Genomic DNA, 19,887 nt, shown 5'->3' on the forward strand with positions numbered 1-19,887 from the left:
TATGAAGTTGAATAGTCCAAAATATACATAAACATTGCCATTTAATTACCTAGTAAACTATATTATAATGCAAGTAGTGCTAATAATTGTGACAAATTCAAAATTAGGAGCGAACGATCATGATTCAATCGATAAAAAAATATATGAGTGATGCATCTTATAGACAATTAAGGAGCTATCAAAAAGTTGTCAAAAAAATAAATAGTTTAGAAGAAAAGTACGAATCTTATTCTGATGCTGAGTTACAAAATATGACAGACTATTTCAAGGAACAGCTGGAAAACGGCCAAACTATCTATGATATTCAAGCTGACGCCTTTGCAGTGGTTAGGGAAGCTTCCAAGCGTGTACTTGGTCTTAGACATTTTGATGTTCAGCTAATCGGTGGGCTTGTCCTTTGTGAAGGGCATATTGCTGAGATGGCTACTGGTGAAGGTAAGACTCTTGTTGCCTCTCTACCAAGCTATTTAAGAGCACTTGAAGGTAAAGGGGTACATATTGTCACGGTTAACGAATACTTAGCTCAGCGTGACAAAGAATTAATTGGTCCAATTCATGAGTTTCTTGGGTTATCTGTCGGGTTAAATGTTCCTCAGCTATCCCCTTCTCAGAAAAAGCAAGCCTATCAAGCCGATATTACTTACGGATTAGGTAATGAGTTTGGCTTTGATTTTCTAAGAGACCATATGGTTCAAAATATTCATGATAAAGTACAACGCCCTTTCCACTATGCAATTATTGACGAGATTGATAGTGTCTTAATCGATGAAGCTAAAACGCCATTAATTATTGCTGGAAAAACTCAAGGTAGTGAAAAACTACAACGCGTTTGTGCTCAGCTAGCTAAGTCTTTTAAAGCTGACCAAGACTATATTTTCGACCCTGAAACTAAAGCGACTAGCCTAGCTGAAGACGGCATCACTAAGGTTGAACGCGCATTTGGTATTGATAACTTATTCGACCTTGAGCATAGGACACTCTACCACTACATGATTCAAGCAGTCCGAGCGCGCGTCATGTTTGAACGCGATGTGGATTATATCGTCGATCAAGGTGAAATTAAACTGATCGATATGTATACTGGCCGTGTGATGGAAGGAAGAACCTTATCAGATGGACTACACCAGGCAATCGAAGCTAAAGAAGGCTTAGAGATTACCGAAGAAAATAAAACACAAGCTAACATCACTGTCCAAAACTATTTTCGCATGTACCCTACTCTCTCTGGGATGACGGGGACTGCTAAGACAGAAGAAAAAGAATTTCAACATGTTTATGGGATGAATGTGGTTCAGGTTCCTACGAACAAACCTGTCATTCGTCAAGACCATACGGACATTGTTTTTGATACGAAAGAAAACAAATATAAAGAGTTAGTTAAAGAAGTTAAAGAACGTCATGCTAAAGGACAACCTGTATTGATCGGAACCACATCCATCATTCAATCGGAACAAGTTGCTGAATATTTAGATGAGGCTGGTCTACCTTTCGAACTGTTAAATGCGAAAAGTGTGGAGCAAGAAGTTAAGCTGATCTCACTTGCCGGTCAAAAAGGGCAAATTACTGTTGCGACTAATGTGGCAGGTCGTGGAACAGACATTATGCTAGGTGAAGGTGTGAAAGAATTAGGTGGTCTATGTGTAATCGGTACAGAACGCCACGGTTCACGCCGTATCGATAACCAGTTAAAAGGTCGTTCAGGACGACAAGGTGACCCAGGCGAAACGAAATTCATCATTTCACTAGAAGACGAGATCATTAATCGTTTCGCAAGTGAAGAAAGAGAAAAGAAAGAAAAGTCGCTAGAGATTGCCGACAATGGACAAATCTTAAATAAAGATATCCATAAATTTATGAACATGGCACAAAAGATGTCTGAAGGTAGCAACTTCTCTATTCGTGAGTTCAATTTAAAGCTAGACGATGTTGTCAATGACCAGCGTAAGATCATCTATGAGTATCGTGACCGAGTGCTAACGACTGAAGATCCAATTGACCTAATATCAGATCAAATCGCTGATTACGCCAAGGCTATTGCTATAAAATATTGTCCAGATACTTTAACACCAGAAGAATGGCCGTTAGACAAACTTGAACAACAACTTATACGAATCTTCCCTGGTTTAGCCATTGATTTAGCTAACCGAACCTTCGAGGATGAAGAAGAATTGTTTGAACAAGTCGATGAACTAGCGAAATCCTATACTGATATCGCCAAGCAGTTTAAACAGGTTAAAAACTTACAGCCAAAGATGCGTGCCATCTGCTTATCTGTGATTGACCAAAATTGGGTTAAACATTTAGAACAAATGAACCGATTAAAAGAAGGAATTGGTGTGAGACACTACCAACAAGAAGACCCGATTCGCTTATATCAAGAAGACGGCTTTGATTTATTTAAGCATGCGTTTCACGAAATACAAGGTGGCTGGATCGAGCAATTAGCAAACCAAATTCGGTATATTTTACAAAAGAATGCTGAAGAGAAAGCCAAAGTTACTAATTAATTAGGAGGACTTAGCATGAAAAACCCATTTAGGAAAAGACAAAAGAAATCAGCTAAAGGGAAAAATATGACCGTTGATGCCAACGAGGTTATTTCCGATGTTGGTCAAGATGATACAAATCAATCGATTCACCCCGAGCTATCGATTCATCCTCAGTGGACGATGGACGAGGAGGATTTTTATGTCTATCAATTTCAAAATAATGGTTTAGAACCTTTAAAGCCCAACCAGTTATCACTTGCTGGTTTTGAGCTTAGAATCAATGAGAACAACATAGTTGAAGTTGGAGCTTTTGTACGCCACTCTCTACCGAAGAAAATCTCACTTGAGCATACATCGCTCTTGTTACTTGATGATGACGGTAAAAAGTTAGGAAGAAAATCCTTTGACCTATCTGAGCTTGGCGAACTCCCTCCTAACTCAAGTCGTCCATGGTTATTTACTTTTAGTGAAAACGACCTGTTTGTCCCATTAACTGAATTACCGAAAGAAGATTTTCAGCTAGCCTTTGAATTGAAGAAGGAGCATCGTCTAGATTTAGAAGATTCTTGGGAGAAATCATTAGCCGAGCAAGATAAATCTAAGCTTGAGCAGCTCACTAAATCTCTTCAACCACCAAAGCCTGGTGAAGTTAATTTTATGGGCCTAGAAGCTAAAATGAAGGAAGATGGCTCATTACAAGTAACAATGCTTATTCGTAATGGTAGCCAAAAGACCTTGAACCTTGAACAAGTACCACTTGTTGTCGAGGACCGTCACGGAGAAGTCATCGCAAAAGGTGGATTTAAACTAGCAGACTTTCAAGTGCAAGCCAACACCAGTAAGCCCTGGAACTTTATCTTTCCAAAAGATTTAGTACTAAACCCAGATGCTGACTTATCAAAGTGGAAAGCCTACCCACCAAGAGAATCCTAAGATAGAAAAAGGTCAGGTGATAATCACCTGACCTTTCACTTAATGTTGTTATTCAGAAGTCTCTTTTTGCATTTCCATGTTATTTTTCAGTAATTCATAAACATTTATGTCATAACCTTTAGTGGTTTTTTCTAGATGCTCTAATTGATTTAAAAAGTAACTAGAAGCAAATGCAACAAAAGCACTTTTAGAAATACCTAATTGGTTGGCACGTTTTTCTACTTGTTTATGTAGATCTTCCTGAACAGTGATACTTAATTTCTTTTTCGACATTTGCTCAAACCCCCTACTCTATATCATACGGTCATTTTTTAAAATTGTAAAGTTTTTATCAGTACTTGTCGAACGATATGGTCTTGTTAACAAAAAGTATAAAAAGTGCTGAGTAACATTCACCACACACACAAAACTTTCGAATGGTTATATGACTATAAATATTAGTATAAAGACTATTAAGCTCATGGTAAATACATAAAATATGGGAGGAACCAAAATGAAACGCTTAAATCTATTAATCTTGCTAATGATTACCACTTTGTTGCTACCGACACTATCAATTTCAGCGAATACCGTGACAACAGATGATGTTCGCCCGTTTGTAGAAAGCTTCTATTATGAAGATGTCGACCCAGCAATATTTGATGAAGATGTTGAAACATTATTTGAATCACTAGACCCTTACAGTGATTACTTAACTGAAGAACAACTAAAACAATTTGAAGAGGACATTAACCAATCATTTGTCGGTATTGGGATCGCCTTCGAAATGGTTGAAGATGGGGTATTGATCCAAAATGTTTATGAAGGATCTCCAGCCGATGAAGCAGAACTAACTCCAGGGGATATCATTACCCATGTCGATGGCACTTCATTAGCTAATAAATCTAGTGATGAAGCCTCGCTATTAATTGCTGGTGAAGAGAATACTAGTGTTGTATTAACGGTTTTCCGTGATGATGATGAATTTGACGTTGAAGTCACACGAGAGAGCATTGACATACCAGTGGTTACTTCAACACGTCTTGGCGGTGACATTGGATATTTAAGTATTGAGTCATTTTCCGACGATTTAATCGATGAAGTTTTAGAACAAGTTCAGTCTTTGAATGATGTTGACAGCTGGATTTTGGACCTTCGTTTTAACTCAGGTGGCTATCTTGGCTCCGCTCAAGAATTATTAGGTATGTTTCCAGAAGTAGACACAATGATGGCAGCGAATTTCAATGATTACTCTCGCACTTACGGAGTCATCAAACAGGACATCACTTTTGAAACACCTGTTAGCCTACTCATCAACCAATATAGTGCCAGCGCGTCCGAAATTGTTGCAGCAGCACTAAAAGATGAACAGCTAGCGACATTATATGGAGAGACAACTTTCGGAAAGGGACTGATGCAACAGATCTTTTACTTAGATGATGGTCTTGGAGGTGTTAAATTAAGCGTTGCTGAGTTTTTATCTCCTTTAGGAAACAAGATTCATAATCAAGGTGTAGAACCTGATGAGTCAACAGATCTACCATTAGAAGACGCACATTGGGATCAGTTAAACGAACAACTAGAATATGATCAATTTGAACAAATTACCGAGGTATCTCCTAATCATCAATTTACGATTGCCTTAAATGACCAAGCTAACCTATCAAGCTTAGAAGAGCAGATCGAGTTCATTGATTTAGGTGGTAGTGACGTTGATTTTAGCCTAAGTCAAAAAGATGAGCAAGAATACGAGCTAACGCCTGATCAATCATTAGAAGAAGATGGTGAGTATGCCATCTATATTCATCCTGGTTGGGAGAATAATGAAGGGAATCGCTCCAAAGAAGGAGTGATTGTTCGAGTGAATGTAAGTGAGTAATTTATGCTTAAACGTTAAGAGGGGTTGTGGAAGAATATTACGGTCCGTTAGCAGGCCGTCCCCCCTCTTATTCACTTACGTAAAACCACCAAGATTTACCGTTTGCTAGTATCTAAACTAGGTCAAATAATTTTAAACTAAGGCATTCTAAGCAAAAAAAGAACCACCCACATGACTGGATGGCAAAAAAGATAGCGTCTAAATAACCTTTATGATCGAGGTTGATTTTATTTTATTATAGATAAATAATTATTACAATGACCTGCTCGTTGAAAAATAAAATAGCAAAAAGGTAAAATATTGACGGTTTTGGACAAAATTTATTCATGTTTTTAAAATAATTATTAAAAGATAATAGTTATAATTAACCCCCAACCTTAGACCAAGTCTACTCTAAAACCTGATTAACCCGATCGGGATTGTTGAAAATCTTAAATGTCTTTTTGATGATGTGATGGGGAATTTAGTCAGGAATGGTTGGAAAAAGAGGTTGAAATTTTTTGTTAGGTAAGGTTATTGTCCGTCATTGTTATGGTGCTTCGTTTTCGATGGACGTATTATGAAGACTTGGACTTCTCTTTGACCTTAGGCTGCTCACGGGCTACTTTTCGGCATTGAGATCCCTTCTCTTCGACCTTAGGCTGGTTCGCTCGCTACTTATCGGCATTGAGACCGCTTATCTTTGACCTTAGGCTGGTTCGCGTGCTACTTATCGGCATTGAGACCGTTTCTCTTTGACCTTAGACCGGTTCGCGCGATACTTATCGGCATTGAGATCGCTTATCTTTGACCTTAGACCGGTTCGCGTGCTACTTATCGGCATTGAGACCACTTCTCTTTGACCTTAGACCGGTTCGCGTGCTACTTACCGGCATTGAGACCGCTTCTCTTTGACCTTAGACCGGTTCGCGCGATACTTATCGGCATTGAGCCTCCCCTCCCCCCTCTCTATCGAGTCCCTCAGTTAGAAATCTAAGTCGTGGAATAAAAGTGGCTATCCCGATAAAAAAACTGCCCCAAATGTGCATTCTAATCACATCTGGGACAGCTTAATACTGAAACTCTACTGATCTTCTTCTTTTTTCAGTTTAAATTTATCGTTACCTAGGATTAAGTAAGCTAATTCTTCACGTGAATAGGTAGCTAAATCCTTTTTAATAAATAGGTAGAAAACTGCACCGATGACTACCCATACAATTAGGGCAACTAATGATTCCATACCTAATGCTGCTGGTGAACCAGGTATTAATAATAGTGCTAGGAAGGATACACTTGCAATCATACCTAGTAAAGCGACAAACTTCTTACCTGGTGAGACGATATTTTTCTCAGGATCAAAGTCTGATCCGTCATCATTCCATTTTAATAACTTATAAGCTGTATAAGTTGTATAGAAGAATGCAATCGATACACCAACAGAAGACATATCAACAACCCAACCTAATACTTCACGACCAAACCACGGCGCGATAATCGCGACTAAAGCTGCGAAAATTAACGCAATATATGGCGTGTTATATTTAGGGTGTAATTTTGAGAATGGTTTAGGTAGTACTTTACCACGAGACATGGCGAATAACACACGGCTTGAAGAAATTAAGAATCCATTTAAACCGGTGAAAATACCCATTGATAATGCAACAGCTAATATGACTAAACCACCATTACCTAGAATCTCTTGTACAACATAACCAGTACCCCAAGAATGATTAGCATCTGAAATTTGCTGCCATGGCGCTGCGACACCTGTTGCGACAATCATTAATGAATAAATGCCTGCTGCGAAAAAGATCGCTAAGACAATTAATGATAGAGCTTTTTTAGAAGAGAACTTAAACTCCTCTGCGGCTTGTGGTACATTATCAAAACCAACATACGCAAATGGCGCAATAGCTACCATGGTTAAGATCGCTGCTAGTGATGATATTTCTGGTGAAAATACTGGACTTAAGTTACTAAAGGATGTATCTGGGTTTGATGTCATCATCGTCGTAATCGCCAATACACCAAGGATTAAAATGGCAACGAATGTAAATTGCATTCGACCTGATAACCCTGCTCCACGAATATTAAGCAATGTGAAAATACCAATTAAAATAGTAGCAAAAATAATTTCAGTTAAATAAACTTCCCAACCCGCAATCTCATAAATTTTCATTTGTTCGATAAAATTAGGGAAGATAAACTTCAGCATCAATGAAAATGCGGTTGCGTTTAATGCGACAATACATATGTAACCTAATGTTAAGAACCATCCACTAATATAGGCGTGAACACGACTTAAACTAAGAAACGCATATGCAAACTCGCCACCTGAAACAGGGTAGTTACGAATTAAGACTCCATAACTAATGGCGATAATGACCATCAGTAATGCACCAATGGTTAAACCTAGAATAACTCCTAATGGACCGGCTTGTCCCATCCATGTCGCCGGCATAACAAACGATGCCCAACCTATTGAGGAGCCTAACGCAATGGCCCATACCCAATGTGGTTTTAACGTTTTGTCTAATTTCTTTCTCGTTAGTGATTGATCCGTCCTCTCACTCACGTATAAAAACCCCTTTATTCTGTTTATTTTTTTACAATATCCCAAAACGTAAAAGGATATTCGCATACTCTGTTATACACGAAACTAATGATTTATGAAATAGAGAATTTATTCCATCCATTTTATAACAGAGCTTTTTGATTAGACAGAATTATTTTACCAATAAAACTTAGCATTAGGGAAATTAGGTTTTTAATCATCTGCGAGAGCATATAAAAGTTTTTGGACAGTTTTGTGCTTGTAATATCTCCATATTGTACAATGCAGAAAATTTTCGGATATTTTGTGGAGTTATGGGGAATTCTTGGAGTATATTGACGGATAATTTTGGCAACAATGCTCTAAGGAAAGGTAGGTTGTCTAGTATGCGTAAATTCTTTTTAGTCTTTATGATCATCTTTGCTTATTTTTCTTACCAGCTCATTTTTCATTATTCCGATGTTTCATCATTCGATCACGCAGGTATCTTATCCAATAATCTTGACGAGGGGCAAGAGGAAGTGGATGAAGAAGAAGCGACCGTTTCATTTCAAGAACCAGATTATGATACACCTCCAGATATTGATTATGATCAAATTCAAAGTGAAAGCCAGGTATCAGCTGAGACAGGTGATGACCTGGTGGAACAGTATGAGAATGAGTTCGAACGTCTTGAACAAAGTATTTTAACAGAAATTGAGAACCTTAGAGATGTTGTCTTAGAGGAAGTTGACCTTAGTGAGGGGTTATTTTCACAAGGGATGAATTTACTTCAGTATGAACGGGAAGCTAACGACATTGAAGCAGAAGCCGACCAACAGTTTGAGGAGTTAACTAGCCATTTAGAAGAAGCAGTTAACGAATATGGATTATCAGATGAGATCGTTGATGAATTTAAAGATCGTTATCATTCTAAAAAGGACGAAATTAAAAATGACATATTTGATGAAGTCAATTCATGGCTGAGTGAACGTGAATAGCGGATTGGATATAGTCTCCAATCCGCTAATTTTTCTTATTATCTTGAATAATATTGACTAGTCAACATGCTGAACTTCTCTTTATCGCCTTCTAATAAAGCTTGATCAATTAATCGATCAACATTTTGGTGAACGAGTTCTGAAATCACTAAATCTACTTCTACGTGGGAGATTCTTTGCTTTTCATCGAAGTGCTCATCCGTTATGTCACCCAATTGCTCTTCAAATGAATCAAAACCCATCAACTCAATTAAAGGGAATTTGACATAAGTGGCTCCTTTCTGAAAGACAAACTGATCATGCTTATTGACTATTTCACGGTTAAAGCGGTCCAAAACAATTTCTCGTGACTCTAATGGGATAAAATGATATACCTTTTCATCCATAATAATCGAGAAGTACTGGTAGGCTAAAATCACCCTGACAAACCGGTCATCCTTCTTCACATAGTATGGCTTTAAAAATTTTACCGATTGCATCTCCACCACCCCAAGGGTATAGTTTGAAAATTCTGTTTATTATAAGTATGCAACAAATAAGGAAAAAATTAAAGAAAAACAAATTTGTTATTGAATTGACGATGTTTATTTCATAGATTTTTTTACCATAATAATAGATAATTGTTATCTACTATATTAAAATGAGAAATAATTAATACATACAGAGCGAAAGAGATTTTTGAGGAGAAAGTTGGTGAAGGTTATGCCTGATGGAAAATGGTTTCGTTTTGGCTATGCGATCATTATTATTTTAATTATTGTCTTTTTAGCGACTAAAGTTAAATTTATTTTCGAGCCGATTTTTATTTTATTCCAGACATTATTTATCCCAGTCATTATTGCTGGTATTCTTTATTACTTAACTAGGCCTTTTGTGGACTTTGTATCCAAATATATCCCAAGACCACTCTCGGTATTGCTCGTCTTTATTTGTGGAATTGGGGTTCTAACTGGCCTTGTTATGGTTATTGCACCTGAGTTACAAAGACAGTTTAATAACCTTGTTAATAATTTGCCTGACCTAGTTGACGATGCCAACCAGATGTTACTCAACATTCAAGCAAGTGATTGGTTTTCTCGAATCTCTCCAGAGGAAGACGCGATTACCGAGTTTTTTGAAGGATTAGAAGATCGTTTGACAGAAATCTTTTCAACCGTTGCTACTCAAATTACACATTACTTAGGTGTTGTTTTTAACATCGTCATTACGATTGTTGTGGTACCGTTTATACTGTTCTATTTATTAAAAGACGGTGAGCGTTTACCTAAACGGGTGATTGGATTCTTACCTAAACGTTATCAGGATGATGTTGGTGGTATTTTAGATGAGATGGATGATGCCTTAAGTTCATACATTCAAGGACAAATTATCGTCAGCTGTTGTGTCGGCGTTTTGGTTTATATCGGTTATATGATCATCGATTTACCTTTCGCTTTAATTCTAGCTGCGATTGCTTTATTCACTAATTTCATTCCGTTTATCGGTCCATGGATTGGAACTATTCCGGGAGTTATTGTGGGAATTTTAGAATCTCCATTCACAGCTTTATTGGTCATTATCATTGTGGTCGTCATTCAGCAAATTGAAAGTAACCTAATTGCACCACAGGTAATGGGTAAGAAGCTGCAAATTCATCCGATTACGATTATCTTCCTCTTACTATTTGCTGGAAGATTTGGTGGAATTGTAGCGATGATTATTGCTGTACCTACCTATGCTGTAATCAAAGTTATTTTCAGTCATATCTATCGAATTATTAAATTAAGGAATCGAGATGCCTTCGAGTAATAAAGAGTCCTTGGCTAGTGCCAAGGACTTTTTTATACTAGCTGGGCTTATTTCTTCATAACAGAGCCTAACAGAAAGGCTTTATTAATAAAAAGATTTTCGCTTAGTTGTTGTATGGTGAGAGCGAAGGTGGCGACTCCTGCGGGAACAGCACGAGCTGAAGATCCACTTGGGAAGTGCTTTTTCTTCCCAAGTTAGCTGAAGCCGTGCCCGCGGAAAGCGTCCACCGAAAGCGAAGCACCATAACAACAACGGACTTTAACAGAGCGAACAAAAAAGAAAAACTAGCACTTCATTAGATAAGTGCTAGCTTCTTGTGTAATGTTTTTAATGATTACCTTTTCAGTAATTTCTTTGTTATTTTCCACGAGAAGAATAATGCAATTAGTAATCCGATCCAATAGAAGATGACAGTCATTCCAACTCCTGCGTTGTATGGTGCCATACTTGACACGATAAAACCTCCAAGTAGTGAGGCACAAATCGGAATACCAAATGCAAAGATTGGATGTAACGATCTAAACATGAGGAATTCACCACTATATTCAGACGGGGTTCTTTGGTAAATGGCCACGCCTGCAATAATAAAGATGACCGCAGCAGTCGCTGGAATAAACAAATTGAGCTCTCCATAATAGAATGCATTTAAATAATTAAACCAGAACAGATCTTTAAAGAGCCATTCTAGACGTTCCATTAAATGAATCCCGGTATTGTGTGCTCTCAGTAATTGATCGATTAACACCATTATTCCCTGAGGAAAGATTAAAAAGATTAACGTCAGAACTAGTTGTGCCTTAATCTCTCCAGCGATCGTCCCAACCAACATTGCGAATGAGTAGATCAGAAAATAAACTAGGAATGGTGATAGGTAAACGTAAAATAAATCAACCTCATTTAATAAATAACCAAATTCAGATTGGGCGATGGTTAACCATCCTAACCAAAATGATATGTTGTAACTAATTAATAAAGTTAGAAATCCTAATAAATATTTCGTTAGGTACATTTGTGTACGTGAAAACGGTAAGGCCATGCTAAAGTCATGACGTTTCGTATTTCTTTCTAAACCAATTAAGACACCTGCTAATATTAAAATCACACCGATAGAAATGACTCCGAAGAAGTTAGGATCAAAGACACGATTGATTTCATTGACTTGCATTTGCTCCCACATTCTAGGCTCGTGTTCCTGCCAATGACGCCAAGTATCAAAGCGTGTTGTTACAGGAACTAGATATGTCAGTAAGAATACAGATAACAACCCAAAACAGACGAGCACTGAATGCTTCCACTCTTTCATCCATAGGGCTTTAGGAAACATATAGGTCACCTCCTAATTTTGCAACAAAAATATCTTCTAATGTTAATGCTAGCTCTTCGTATAAAATAGGCTCATGTTCTCTTAACTTAGCTTCGGTACCTTTGTCGTCTGCTTCAATTAATAGGACAGACACCCGGCCCGTTTGACTTAGTACCTCGACATGTTCACTAATTTCTGCTGGGAATTTGTGTTGGTAAGCCACTTGGACTTTCTTATATTGTTGTTTAAGCTGATCCATTTCCATTTGTGAATCAACCGCGCCGTCCTTTAAGACGACGATATGATCGGCTAATCTTTCAAGTTCGTCTAAGCGATGTGACGAAATAATAATAGAAACATCCTTATTTGCCACTTGATCGGCAATAAACTGAAGGATTTGCTTTTTAATAATGACATCCAAGCCGTCCGTTGGCTCATCTAGTAATATATATTTCGCATTCGTTGAAAAAGCTAGAATTAGTGAAAAAAGCGCTTTTTGCCCTTTAGAAAATTGTTTGATTTTCCCGTGTTTTTTAAAATTAAATTGCTCAAGCAGTGAAAAATAGTAGTCTTGGTCAAAGTTTGGGTAAACTACTTGATAGAATTTAACAATTTCTTTAATCGAATAAGTCTTTAGTGCATCGGTGGAATCCGGGACAAAGACAATATCTTGCTTAATCTCAGGTTGTTGAAATACATTCTTTTCATTGACAGTAATTGCACCCTCACTTGGTTGAAGTATTCCGGATATTAACCTGAGTAATGTGGTTTTACCAGCTCCATTTCTTCCGACTAATCCAGTGATCGTGCCTGGTTTTACGGTGAAATGGACATCATTTAAGATTGGTTGTTTATGAATTGATTTTGATACGCCACTTACTTTAATCATGGGCTTCTCCCTCCTCTTCCTTAAACATCTCTTCAATCCAGATCATCATTTCCTCTTTTGTTACACCCACTTGTTTAGCTGTTGCAACAATTTGTTCAGCTTGTTCTTTCAATAGCTTCACTTCCCTTTTGTGAACAAGTTCTTGAACATCTTCACTAATAAACGTCCCTTTTCCGCGATAAGTCACAAAAACTCCTTCACGCTCAAGCTCCTTATAAGCCTTACTGACTGTGTTAGGATTGACCGTAAGCTGAGCGGACATCTCTCTTACAGATGGCACCTGATCACCTGCCATAACCACACCACGCAAGATGTTGGCCTTAACCTGCTGAATAATCTGCTCATAAATCGGATAATGGCTCGTCGGCTCCAACAAAATATGCAAAAAACTCACCTCACATTCAACTGTACTAAGTGTACTACACTTATTAGTACACTTCAATAGGTGCCTGTCACTTCCCGGATTTTGTCGAACTGACCTAAGTGACAGGCACTTGTCGAATTCGGGTCTAGGCATTTTCTTTATTGGGGTAAAGTGTTATAATGGTGGAATTATGGTTGATGTAGTTTAAGGAGGTTACATAAATGATTGAACAGCTTTTTAGTCGTTTGGAATCTATTTTTCCTGAGTTGGTTGATTTCAGACGGGATATGCATATGTACCCAGAAATTTCACACCAAGAGGTAGAAACTCCTAAAAAGATCGCTGCTTTTTTAGAAGGTCTCGGCCTTGAGGTGAAGACTGGTGTTGGTGGTCGTGGTGTTGTTGGTACTTTAGAAGGTGGTAAGCCTGGAAAAACCATCGCTTTACGTGCTGATTTCGATGCATTACCGATTCAAGATGAAAAGGAAGTTGATTATAAATCACGTATTCCTAATGCCATGCATGCTTGCGGACATGATGTTCATACATCTGCATTATTAGGGGTTGCGAAAGTTTTAAGTGAAGTCCGTGATGAGGTCCCAGGTAAAATCGTATTTATTCACCAATTTGGGGAGGAAATGACTCCAGGTGGTGCCAAGCCGATGATTGATGATGGTTGTCTTGATGGAGTGGATTTGATTTATGGCGCTCACGTCATGTCTAACCTTCCTGTTGGCGAGTTTGGTGTGCGCGAGGGATATGTCTCTTCTGCTCAAGACGATTTTACCATCGAAGTGAAAGGTAAAGGTGGCCATGGTGCTATGCCACACATGACGGTTGATGCGCTGGTGACAGGCAGTCAGCTTGTGGTCAACCTTCAGCAAATCGTAAGCCGTCGTGTTAGTCCAATGGATTCAGCAGCTGTAACGGTGGGTTCTTTTCATAGTGGTGAAGGACATAATGTGATTCCCGAAAAGGCTGTCATAAAAGGAACGGTTCGTACTTACAGCGCGGAAGTTCGTGATATGATTGAACAAGCGATGCACGATGTGGTTAAGATGACCTGCGAGGCGGCAGGTGCCAATTATGAAATTGACTATGTCCGTGACTGTCCGTCCATGTATAACGACCCAGTTGAATCAGAGCGACTTTATCAAATCGGTAAAGACATCTTCGGCGAGAATAATGTCGGACTAATGGATCCACTTATGGGAAGCGAAGATTACGCTTACTTCCAAGAAGAAATCCCCGGCGTTTACTTCGTGATCGGTGGAGGCAACCCAGAAATAGGAGCAAACTACCCACACCACCACCCCATGTTCAACGTCGATGAACGCTCCATCATCAACATCGCCAAAACCTTTATAGGAGCTGTTATTTAGGGAAGTGCCTGTCACTTCCCGTTTTTTGTCGAACGTTGTTAGTGGATTATCCAATCATTTAATTGTAAAATAGAGTTGATATTTTTTTAGCTTCTTTTATCTCCCCATTTACCTTTCTATTGTTTCCAATCATAACCTTACATTTTATCGAAAGTGAGCGAGTTACATGCCGAGAAAACGAAGACTTTGGCTTCCTCAGTACTATTATCACATTGTCTGTCGAGGTAACAGACGCGACCCACTATTTATGGATCATAGAGATTTCACAGCATTCCAGCTCATACTTGATGATGTTTTTGAGAAATATCCCTTCGAAACCGCTTCCTACTGCCTTATGACCAATCACTTTCACCTACAAATTCGTTCACAAGAACAATCCATTTCAAAACTGATGGCACTGATCAATAGACGTTATGCCAATTACTACAATAATCGTTACCGTTTAACTGGTCATGTCTTTGAGAAGCGCTTCTATGATCAAATCATTACTGACGTGAAAGGTATGTTAGAGACTAGTAAATATATTCACCTTAACCCGGTCAAAGCTCAAATGGTCCATCAACCAACCGAATATCACTGGAGTAGCTATAACTTCTATAAATCCTCATCTCGCCCACCAGCCTATATGAATCTCGAATCCATTTTAAGTTATTACAACCCGCCTGTGGTTTCACAAAAATCTCATTACTGCCATTTTGTTGAGAGTCCAGATCAGAAAAAGGTCATATCAAACAAAAATTAAACTATTGAACTTGCTAGATAAACTACATAAATGCAGTCTTGAAGGGATGGTTTAGGGAAAGCAGATAGAGCTGCGAGGGATGAAATCTTCGCGCTTATAAATAGTCTTAAAAAAAAGCATTGGCAAGAACGAATAAAAAACAACGAGGTGCACCTTAGCACCTCGTTGTTTTAATTCAAGCACCATACCCATTCGACAAAATTCGGGAAGTGACAGGCACCGCCCTATCTACACTTATCCATGGCTTGGATGATGGTTCCTCGGAAGTGGTTTTGTTCGAGGGTGTCGACGGCTTTTATTGTTGTTCCGCCTGGTGTGCAGACTTGGTCTTTTAGTTCTCCTGGGTGTTTTCCGGTTTCAAGGACCATTTTGGCTGCTCCTAAGACGGCTTGTGATGATAATTTATAGGCCGTGTCTCGTGGTATTCCTTGCTTGACCGCTCCGTCAGCTAAAGCTTCAATAAACATGTAGACATAAGCTGGTGACGAGCCACTAACTGCTGGAATAGAGTCCATAAGTTTCTCACTTACCTGCTCAACCTGTCCATAGCCTGAGAATAACTCCTCGATCAACTCAATTTCATCTTGTTCAACATGCTCATTAGCGCAAAACACTGTCATTCCTTCGCCAACTAAAGATGGAGTATTCGGCATAGAACGGATGATTTTCGCTTCTTTACCAAAAGCCAACTCAATATCCTTCATACGTACACCAACAGCAATCGTAACAATAATCGTATTGCGATCGATATGTTTTCTTATTTCATCAATCACATTAGGGTAAATATGAGGCTTAACAGCTAAAAAAAGAATATCACTTTCACTAGCTACCTGCTTGTTATCTTGAGTCATTTCAATATGGAATTCATCTTTAACATAATCAATAGTCTCCTCCGTGACCGCGGAAGCTTTAATTTGACTCGACTGAATCCCACCATAATTAATCATTCCGTTTATAATCGCTTGGGCCATTTTACCTGACCCAATAAAACCAATCTTTTGGTTCATAGTCATCCTCCTAGACGTTCTAGTTGCTATCTTTTTAATCACAATTATTGATTATCCATAATTTCCGGGTGAGTTACAAGTGATACAGGCTGGTTAAATATTCATATTGTGCTCAATTCATCTAAAATTTAAAAGAAAAACCTCAGCTAGAAGCAAAGTCGTATGGTGACCCAAAAAGTTAGATAATTGGGTCTAACTTTCAGGAGTCAATTCAACGACTAGCAACTAACTGAGGTTATTTTTTAATTATCTAATTATTCACTGACTTGGAATACCTCTGTGGTTTCATCCGTTTTATGATATCCATCGGTGGATCGAATAAATGAATTGATCACTAATTGATAAAGCACACCATCATCAAGATCTGATTGTGGTTTAGCACGAATCACCCGGTCATCATCAGAAAATGAATAGTTTAATGGATATTTGTTTCCATCAACATCTTCCACATACATCGATAGACGACTGACAGAATCACGATTAATTGGTTTATCGAACGTCACTTTCCATTCTTTATCCGCTGTGACAGTTTGATAATTGACTAAATCATCCCGCTGATCTTCTTCATCATTATAAGATAACATGACCTGATCAATAAAGATCGTACCTGAATCGGTCACACTAATAACCGGCTGGGTAATGTAAATCTGATCAATCGTAAACGGTAATGTTAAGTTGTTTGGCAACTCGGCTGTGACATAACGCCAACCATTCCAATCTAATTCATTTTCAGCAGTCACATTCAACCGGTGCAGCTGACCATCGCCATCAGTAATAGCCATTCTTAACCAATGATGACTTGCATCACCATATACCCACATGCCAATTTCATTAGGTCGATCGTGAATCTCTACGTCTCCCATAAAGTTGGCGTAGGTTGCTGACGTACCAGATTTATTATTGAACTCATAGTCTAAAGCTAGCGCATGATCCCCCTGGACAACTGGCTCGAAATCCTTCGTTAGGCGAATATCACCTTCTGCCCGAATAGCTGAACCACTCCAATTATCTATATCGTTAAAAGAATCAAAGACGACATCTTCACCACCAACTTCGACCGTTGCTGAATAGGTGTTGCCATTAATACTAGCTTCTACTTCACCACTTCTAGATTCAGAAGCTGCCGTGAACTCTCCATTTTCATCAATCGTTCCAATCTCATTCGTAACTGACCAGTCCGTTGTTGAGGAATCCCAAATGACAGGTGAACCATCATCCATTTCAGGAATTACCTCAAATGACTGATTTTCGTTTACACCGATTTGAATGTCCTCTGGTTGAATTGTGACTTGGTCAAATTCATCGACGACCTCAATGGATAACGATGTCGTAGCTCCTTGATAACTTGCCTGAATGGTACCCTCACCAGCTTGCTCTGCGACAAATGTAGAACCATCCATACGACCGACCAGGCCTTGAACAGAAAAATCAATATCCTCAATACCAATATCCATTGGATGGAAATATTCATCTAACACATAATTCAAATTAACATCCACTTCAGCTCCAGCTAAGACTTTGCCTTCTTGAGCTAAATCAACATCGATCTTCTCTGCGTTGTCTGAATGATCAGTTACAACAGCATAAAGTCCGTTAGCCACTCCACGTTCAAAGCCACCAGATGGCTGGTTAACCACACTTGGATACACATCTCCGTACTGACGTGCCACCATTGTTGTCGATCCACCACCATCAAGGTTAATAGCCCGATCTACTCCTAAACCCTCAACATATTCAGCAAACTCCATCAAATTCATACCTTGACTGTATCCAGGTTGACGTCCATCAACAGTAATCATAAAGACATTAGAACCATCTTCATTAATGCCGATCGCTGTTCTAGGCGCAACCTCCTTAGCACGTGAACTATCTGGATCTATCTCTAAATCTACTTTTCCATCACTAACTAGTTGAGGGCCTGATGCTAGAACAAAATCAGTATTTTTCCACTGATCATCAATATCGACTGTTAGTTTAATAGGGTCGCCTTTTTCTAAATCATCTGCGATATCAGAATCCCCATGAATCGAAATGACAAACCCGTCCTCAGGCAATTCCATATATTGATTGGAACCGTAACGTCTAATTTGCTTAACTTCACCTTCAATTGTATCGCCAAACTCAACTTCATCACTATCTAGCTGTCTGTTAACATTATGTACGTGAATTTCGACACCATATTCATTTGTTCTTGTCCAATCAAACCGGAATGACGGCGTAAATAATACCGTTTCACCAGAACCACGTGTACCATTAAAACGATCAATATCATACTCTTCCCCATCTATTTCATAGGATAAATCAATAGAATAAGAATCGATCATCGCTTTTCCATCTTTACGCATAGCAAAAGCCTTAGGTACACTCATGTAACCACTAGAATCAGCGGAAATCGCACCTAAATTGAGGACCTGGTTGTCCCTAGATAGTAGATAAGAAGGCCTCGAGCTATCAAAGTGAAAGAAACTCCCGTTAATGCCACCAACGACTCGGTGGTTTTCCTCACTTAACATACGAGCAATCGTTGAAGTTCTATAGAGACTTGGAAAATCCTCTCCTGTTCCTAATCCAACATTCAAATAGGTTTCGGATAAATCAATTTCCATCACCCTACTTGAATTTGAAGTCGACTCATCTTGTCGTTCATAATTGACTCCAGGTGTAACTTCCCACTGATCTGTTACTTCCATTGCTGATGCTTCATACTCATACGAAGAAACCAAAACAACAACAGACAACACCATTAAAACTGTGAACCACCTAACCGTCGACCACTGACTCTGTCTCATGTTGTATCCTCCTATTAATCTTGCTTGTCAATTTTTTTAATAGTTTCAAAATATAGCAAACTCTAGTTACTAAAAAACCCCTATTAGTAGACAAATAGGGGTAAAGCTCCATCACTTAATTCATACTATTCAATTGAAATTACTTGAGGTGCTTCCTCTTCCTCTTCTTCATCCTGACCAAGCGCTGGGTCAATAGCTCTTGTTAAAAATGCTGAGAAGTCGCCACGCTTAATAGGGTCGTTCACGCCGAAATCACCACTTGGGTAACCATCTGTAATACCGGCTGCCGCTAAAGCATTAATGTAATCAGCCAAAATAGATGATAGCTCAATGTCATTAAAACCTTGATCTTCCACATCTAACGGAATGTCATATGCTTCAACAATAATCTTAGCTACTTGACCACGTGAAATTTGATCAGTTGCACCAAACTCTTCATCAGAATAACCATTAATGATATCCGCTTCTGATAGTGCTGCGACGGCTTCTTTGGTTTCATCCGTGTCACGTTCAGGGATATCTTCAAATGTCAGGCTTTCAATATCGCCTGGTTCAAGGCCTAAAGCACGGTACACCATAACTGCTGCGTCAATACGAGTGATGTTGTTCCCTGGCCTGAAAGTATCATCCGGAAATCCTCCGATGATCTCTTCACTGTATAAATAATTGATTTCTTCATAGTGCGTTGTATCTTCGTCGATATCTGTAAAACTATCATTTGCTGCTGCAGAAGCAACGACAGTTACAAGTAATGAGAATACAACAGCAACAGTTCCTATTAACCAGGTAGACTTTCTATGTAGCTTTGGCATCAGTTCTCCTCCAATCTT

Annotated in this window: 16 protein-coding genes; 7 read left to right on the forward strand and 9 right to left on the reverse strand. The window is 38.7% G+C overall.

Going from position 1 to position 19,887, the window contains the following annotated elements; genetic code table 11:
* Positions 1 to 119 precede the first annotated feature (119 nt).
* Both secA2 and HWQ49_RS06135 read left to right on the forward strand, forming a co-directional pair.
* Complete coding sequence (gene secA2, locus HWQ49_RS06130) at positions 120 to 2,507, forward strand: accessory Sec system translocase SecA2 (protein ID WP_188206723.1); 2,388 nt, start codon at positions 120 to 122, stop codon at positions 2,505 to 2,507.
* A gap of 15 nt (positions 2,508 to 2,522) precedes the next feature.
* Positions 2,523 to 3,422 carry an accessory Sec system S-layer assembly protein gene (locus HWQ49_RS06135; RefSeq protein WP_188206724.1) on the forward strand — a complete coding sequence of 300 codons (900 nt, stop codon included), beginning with the start codon at positions 2,523 to 2,525 and terminating at the stop codon, positions 3,420 to 3,422.
* 48 nt (positions 3,423 to 3,470) lie between these two features.
* Here HWQ49_RS06135 and HWQ49_RS06140 read toward each other — a convergent pair whose 3' ends face one another.
* Positions 3,471 to 3,695: a CopG family transcriptional regulator gene (locus tag HWQ49_RS06140; RefSeq protein ID WP_188206725.1), complete on the reverse strand. Its 225-nt coding sequence runs from the start codon at positions 3,693 to 3,695 to the stop codon at positions 3,471 to 3,473.
* Between the two features lie 220 nt (positions 3,696 to 3,915).
* Here HWQ49_RS06140 and HWQ49_RS06145 point away from each other — a divergent pair, with 220 nt between their 5' ends.
* On the forward strand, positions 3,916 to 5,280 hold the full coding sequence (locus HWQ49_RS06145) for a S41 family peptidase (protein WP_188206726.1): 1,365 nt from the start codon (positions 3,916 to 3,918) through the stop codon (positions 5,278 to 5,280).
* 1,063 nt (positions 5,281 to 6,343) lie between these two features.
* Here HWQ49_RS06145 and HWQ49_RS06150 read toward each other — a convergent pair.
* Positions 6,344 to 7,834, reverse strand: coding sequence for an APC family permease (locus HWQ49_RS06150; RefSeq protein WP_317450914.1), 1,491 nt, complete (start codon positions 7,832 to 7,834; stop codon positions 6,344 to 6,346).
* A 365-nt stretch (positions 7,835 to 8,199) separates the two neighbouring features.
* Between HWQ49_RS06150 and HWQ49_RS06155 the strand changes: the two genes are divergently transcribed.
* Positions 8,200 to 8,793: a hypothetical protein gene (locus HWQ49_RS06155; protein WP_188206728.1), complete on the forward strand. Its 594-nt coding sequence runs from the start codon at positions 8,200 to 8,202 to the stop codon at positions 8,791 to 8,793.
* Positions 8,794 to 8,831: 38 nt separating this feature from the next.
* Here the strand turns inward: HWQ49_RS06155 and HWQ49_RS06160 are convergent, their stop codons facing one another.
* A complete protein-coding gene (locus HWQ49_RS06160; protein ID WP_188206729.1) occupies positions 8,832 to 9,272 on the reverse strand; it encodes an IDEAL domain-containing protein in 441 nt (146 codons plus the stop codon).
* 223 nt (positions 9,273 to 9,495) lie between these two features.
* Between HWQ49_RS06160 and HWQ49_RS06165 the strand changes: the two genes are divergently transcribed.
* A complete protein-coding gene (locus HWQ49_RS06165) occupies positions 9,496 to 10,581 on the forward strand; it encodes an AI-2E family transporter (protein ID WP_188206936.1) in 1,086 nt (361 codons plus the stop codon).
* 334 nt (positions 10,582 to 10,915) lie between these two features.
* On the opposite strand, the gene HWQ49_RS06170 is transcribed toward HWQ49_RS06165, so the two are convergent.
* The 3 genes from HWQ49_RS06170 to HWQ49_RS06180 are packed head-to-tail and all read right to left on the reverse strand — an operon-like array spanning position 10,916 to position 13,158.
* The gene (locus HWQ49_RS06170; protein ID WP_188206730.1) at positions 10,916 to 11,905 is read right to left on the reverse strand and encodes a hypothetical protein; all 990 of its coding nucleotides are present in this window, start codon (positions 11,903 to 11,905) and stop codon (positions 10,916 to 10,918) included.
* Entirely contained in the window at positions 11,895 to 12,773 is an 879-nt protein-coding gene (locus HWQ49_RS06175) for an ABC transporter ATP-binding protein (RefSeq protein ID WP_188206731.1), read from the reverse strand. The genes HWQ49_RS06170 and HWQ49_RS06175 overlap by 11 nt, the downstream gene beginning before the upstream one ends.
* Positions 12,766 to 13,158: a GntR family transcriptional regulator gene (locus HWQ49_RS06180; protein WP_188206732.1), complete on the reverse strand. Its 393-nt coding sequence runs from the start codon at positions 13,156 to 13,158 to the stop codon at positions 12,766 to 12,768. The genes HWQ49_RS06175 and HWQ49_RS06180 overlap by 8 nt, the downstream gene beginning before the upstream one ends.
* Positions 13,159 to 13,358: 200 nt before the next feature.
* Between HWQ49_RS06180 and HWQ49_RS06185 the strand changes: the two genes are divergently transcribed.
* Together HWQ49_RS06185 and HWQ49_RS06190 are read left to right on the forward strand one after the other, a co-directional pair.
* Complete coding sequence (locus HWQ49_RS06185) at positions 13,359 to 14,519, forward strand: M20 metallopeptidase family protein (RefSeq protein WP_188206733.1); 1,161 nt, start codon at positions 13,359 to 13,361, stop codon at positions 14,517 to 14,519.
* A gap of 166 nt (positions 14,520 to 14,685) precedes the next feature.
* Positions 14,686 to 15,261 carry a transposase gene (locus tag HWQ49_RS06190; protein WP_188206734.1) on the forward strand — a complete coding sequence of 192 codons (576 nt, stop codon included), beginning with the start codon at positions 14,686 to 14,688 and terminating at the stop codon, positions 15,259 to 15,261.
* 224 nt (positions 15,262 to 15,485) lie between these two features.
* On the opposite strand, the gene proC is transcribed toward HWQ49_RS06190, so the two are convergent.
* From proC to HWQ49_RS06205, 3 genes are all read right to left on the reverse strand, one after another.
* Positions 15,486 to 16,268 carry a pyrroline-5-carboxylate reductase gene (gene proC, locus HWQ49_RS06195; protein ID WP_188206735.1) on the reverse strand — a complete coding sequence of 261 codons (783 nt, stop codon included), beginning with the start codon at positions 16,266 to 16,268 and terminating at the stop codon, positions 15,486 to 15,488.
* Positions 16,269 to 16,522: 254 nt separating this feature from the next.
* The gene (locus HWQ49_RS06200; protein WP_188206736.1) at positions 16,523 to 19,057 is read right to left on the reverse strand and encodes a phosphodiester glycosidase family protein; all 2,535 of its coding nucleotides are present in this window, start codon (positions 19,055 to 19,057) and stop codon (positions 16,523 to 16,525) included.
* 125 nt (positions 19,058 to 19,182) lie between these two features.
* Complete coding sequence (locus tag HWQ49_RS06205; RefSeq protein ID WP_188206737.1) at positions 19,183 to 19,869, reverse strand: S-layer homology domain-containing protein; 687 nt, start codon at positions 19,867 to 19,869, stop codon at positions 19,183 to 19,185.
* Positions 19,870 to 19,887 lie beyond the last annotated feature (18 nt).

The organism is Alkalibacillus aidingensis (assembly GCF_014595945.1).
Taxonomy (GTDB): Bacteria; Bacillota; Bacilli; order Bacillales; family Alkalibacillaceae; genus Alkalibacillus; species Alkalibacillus aidingensis.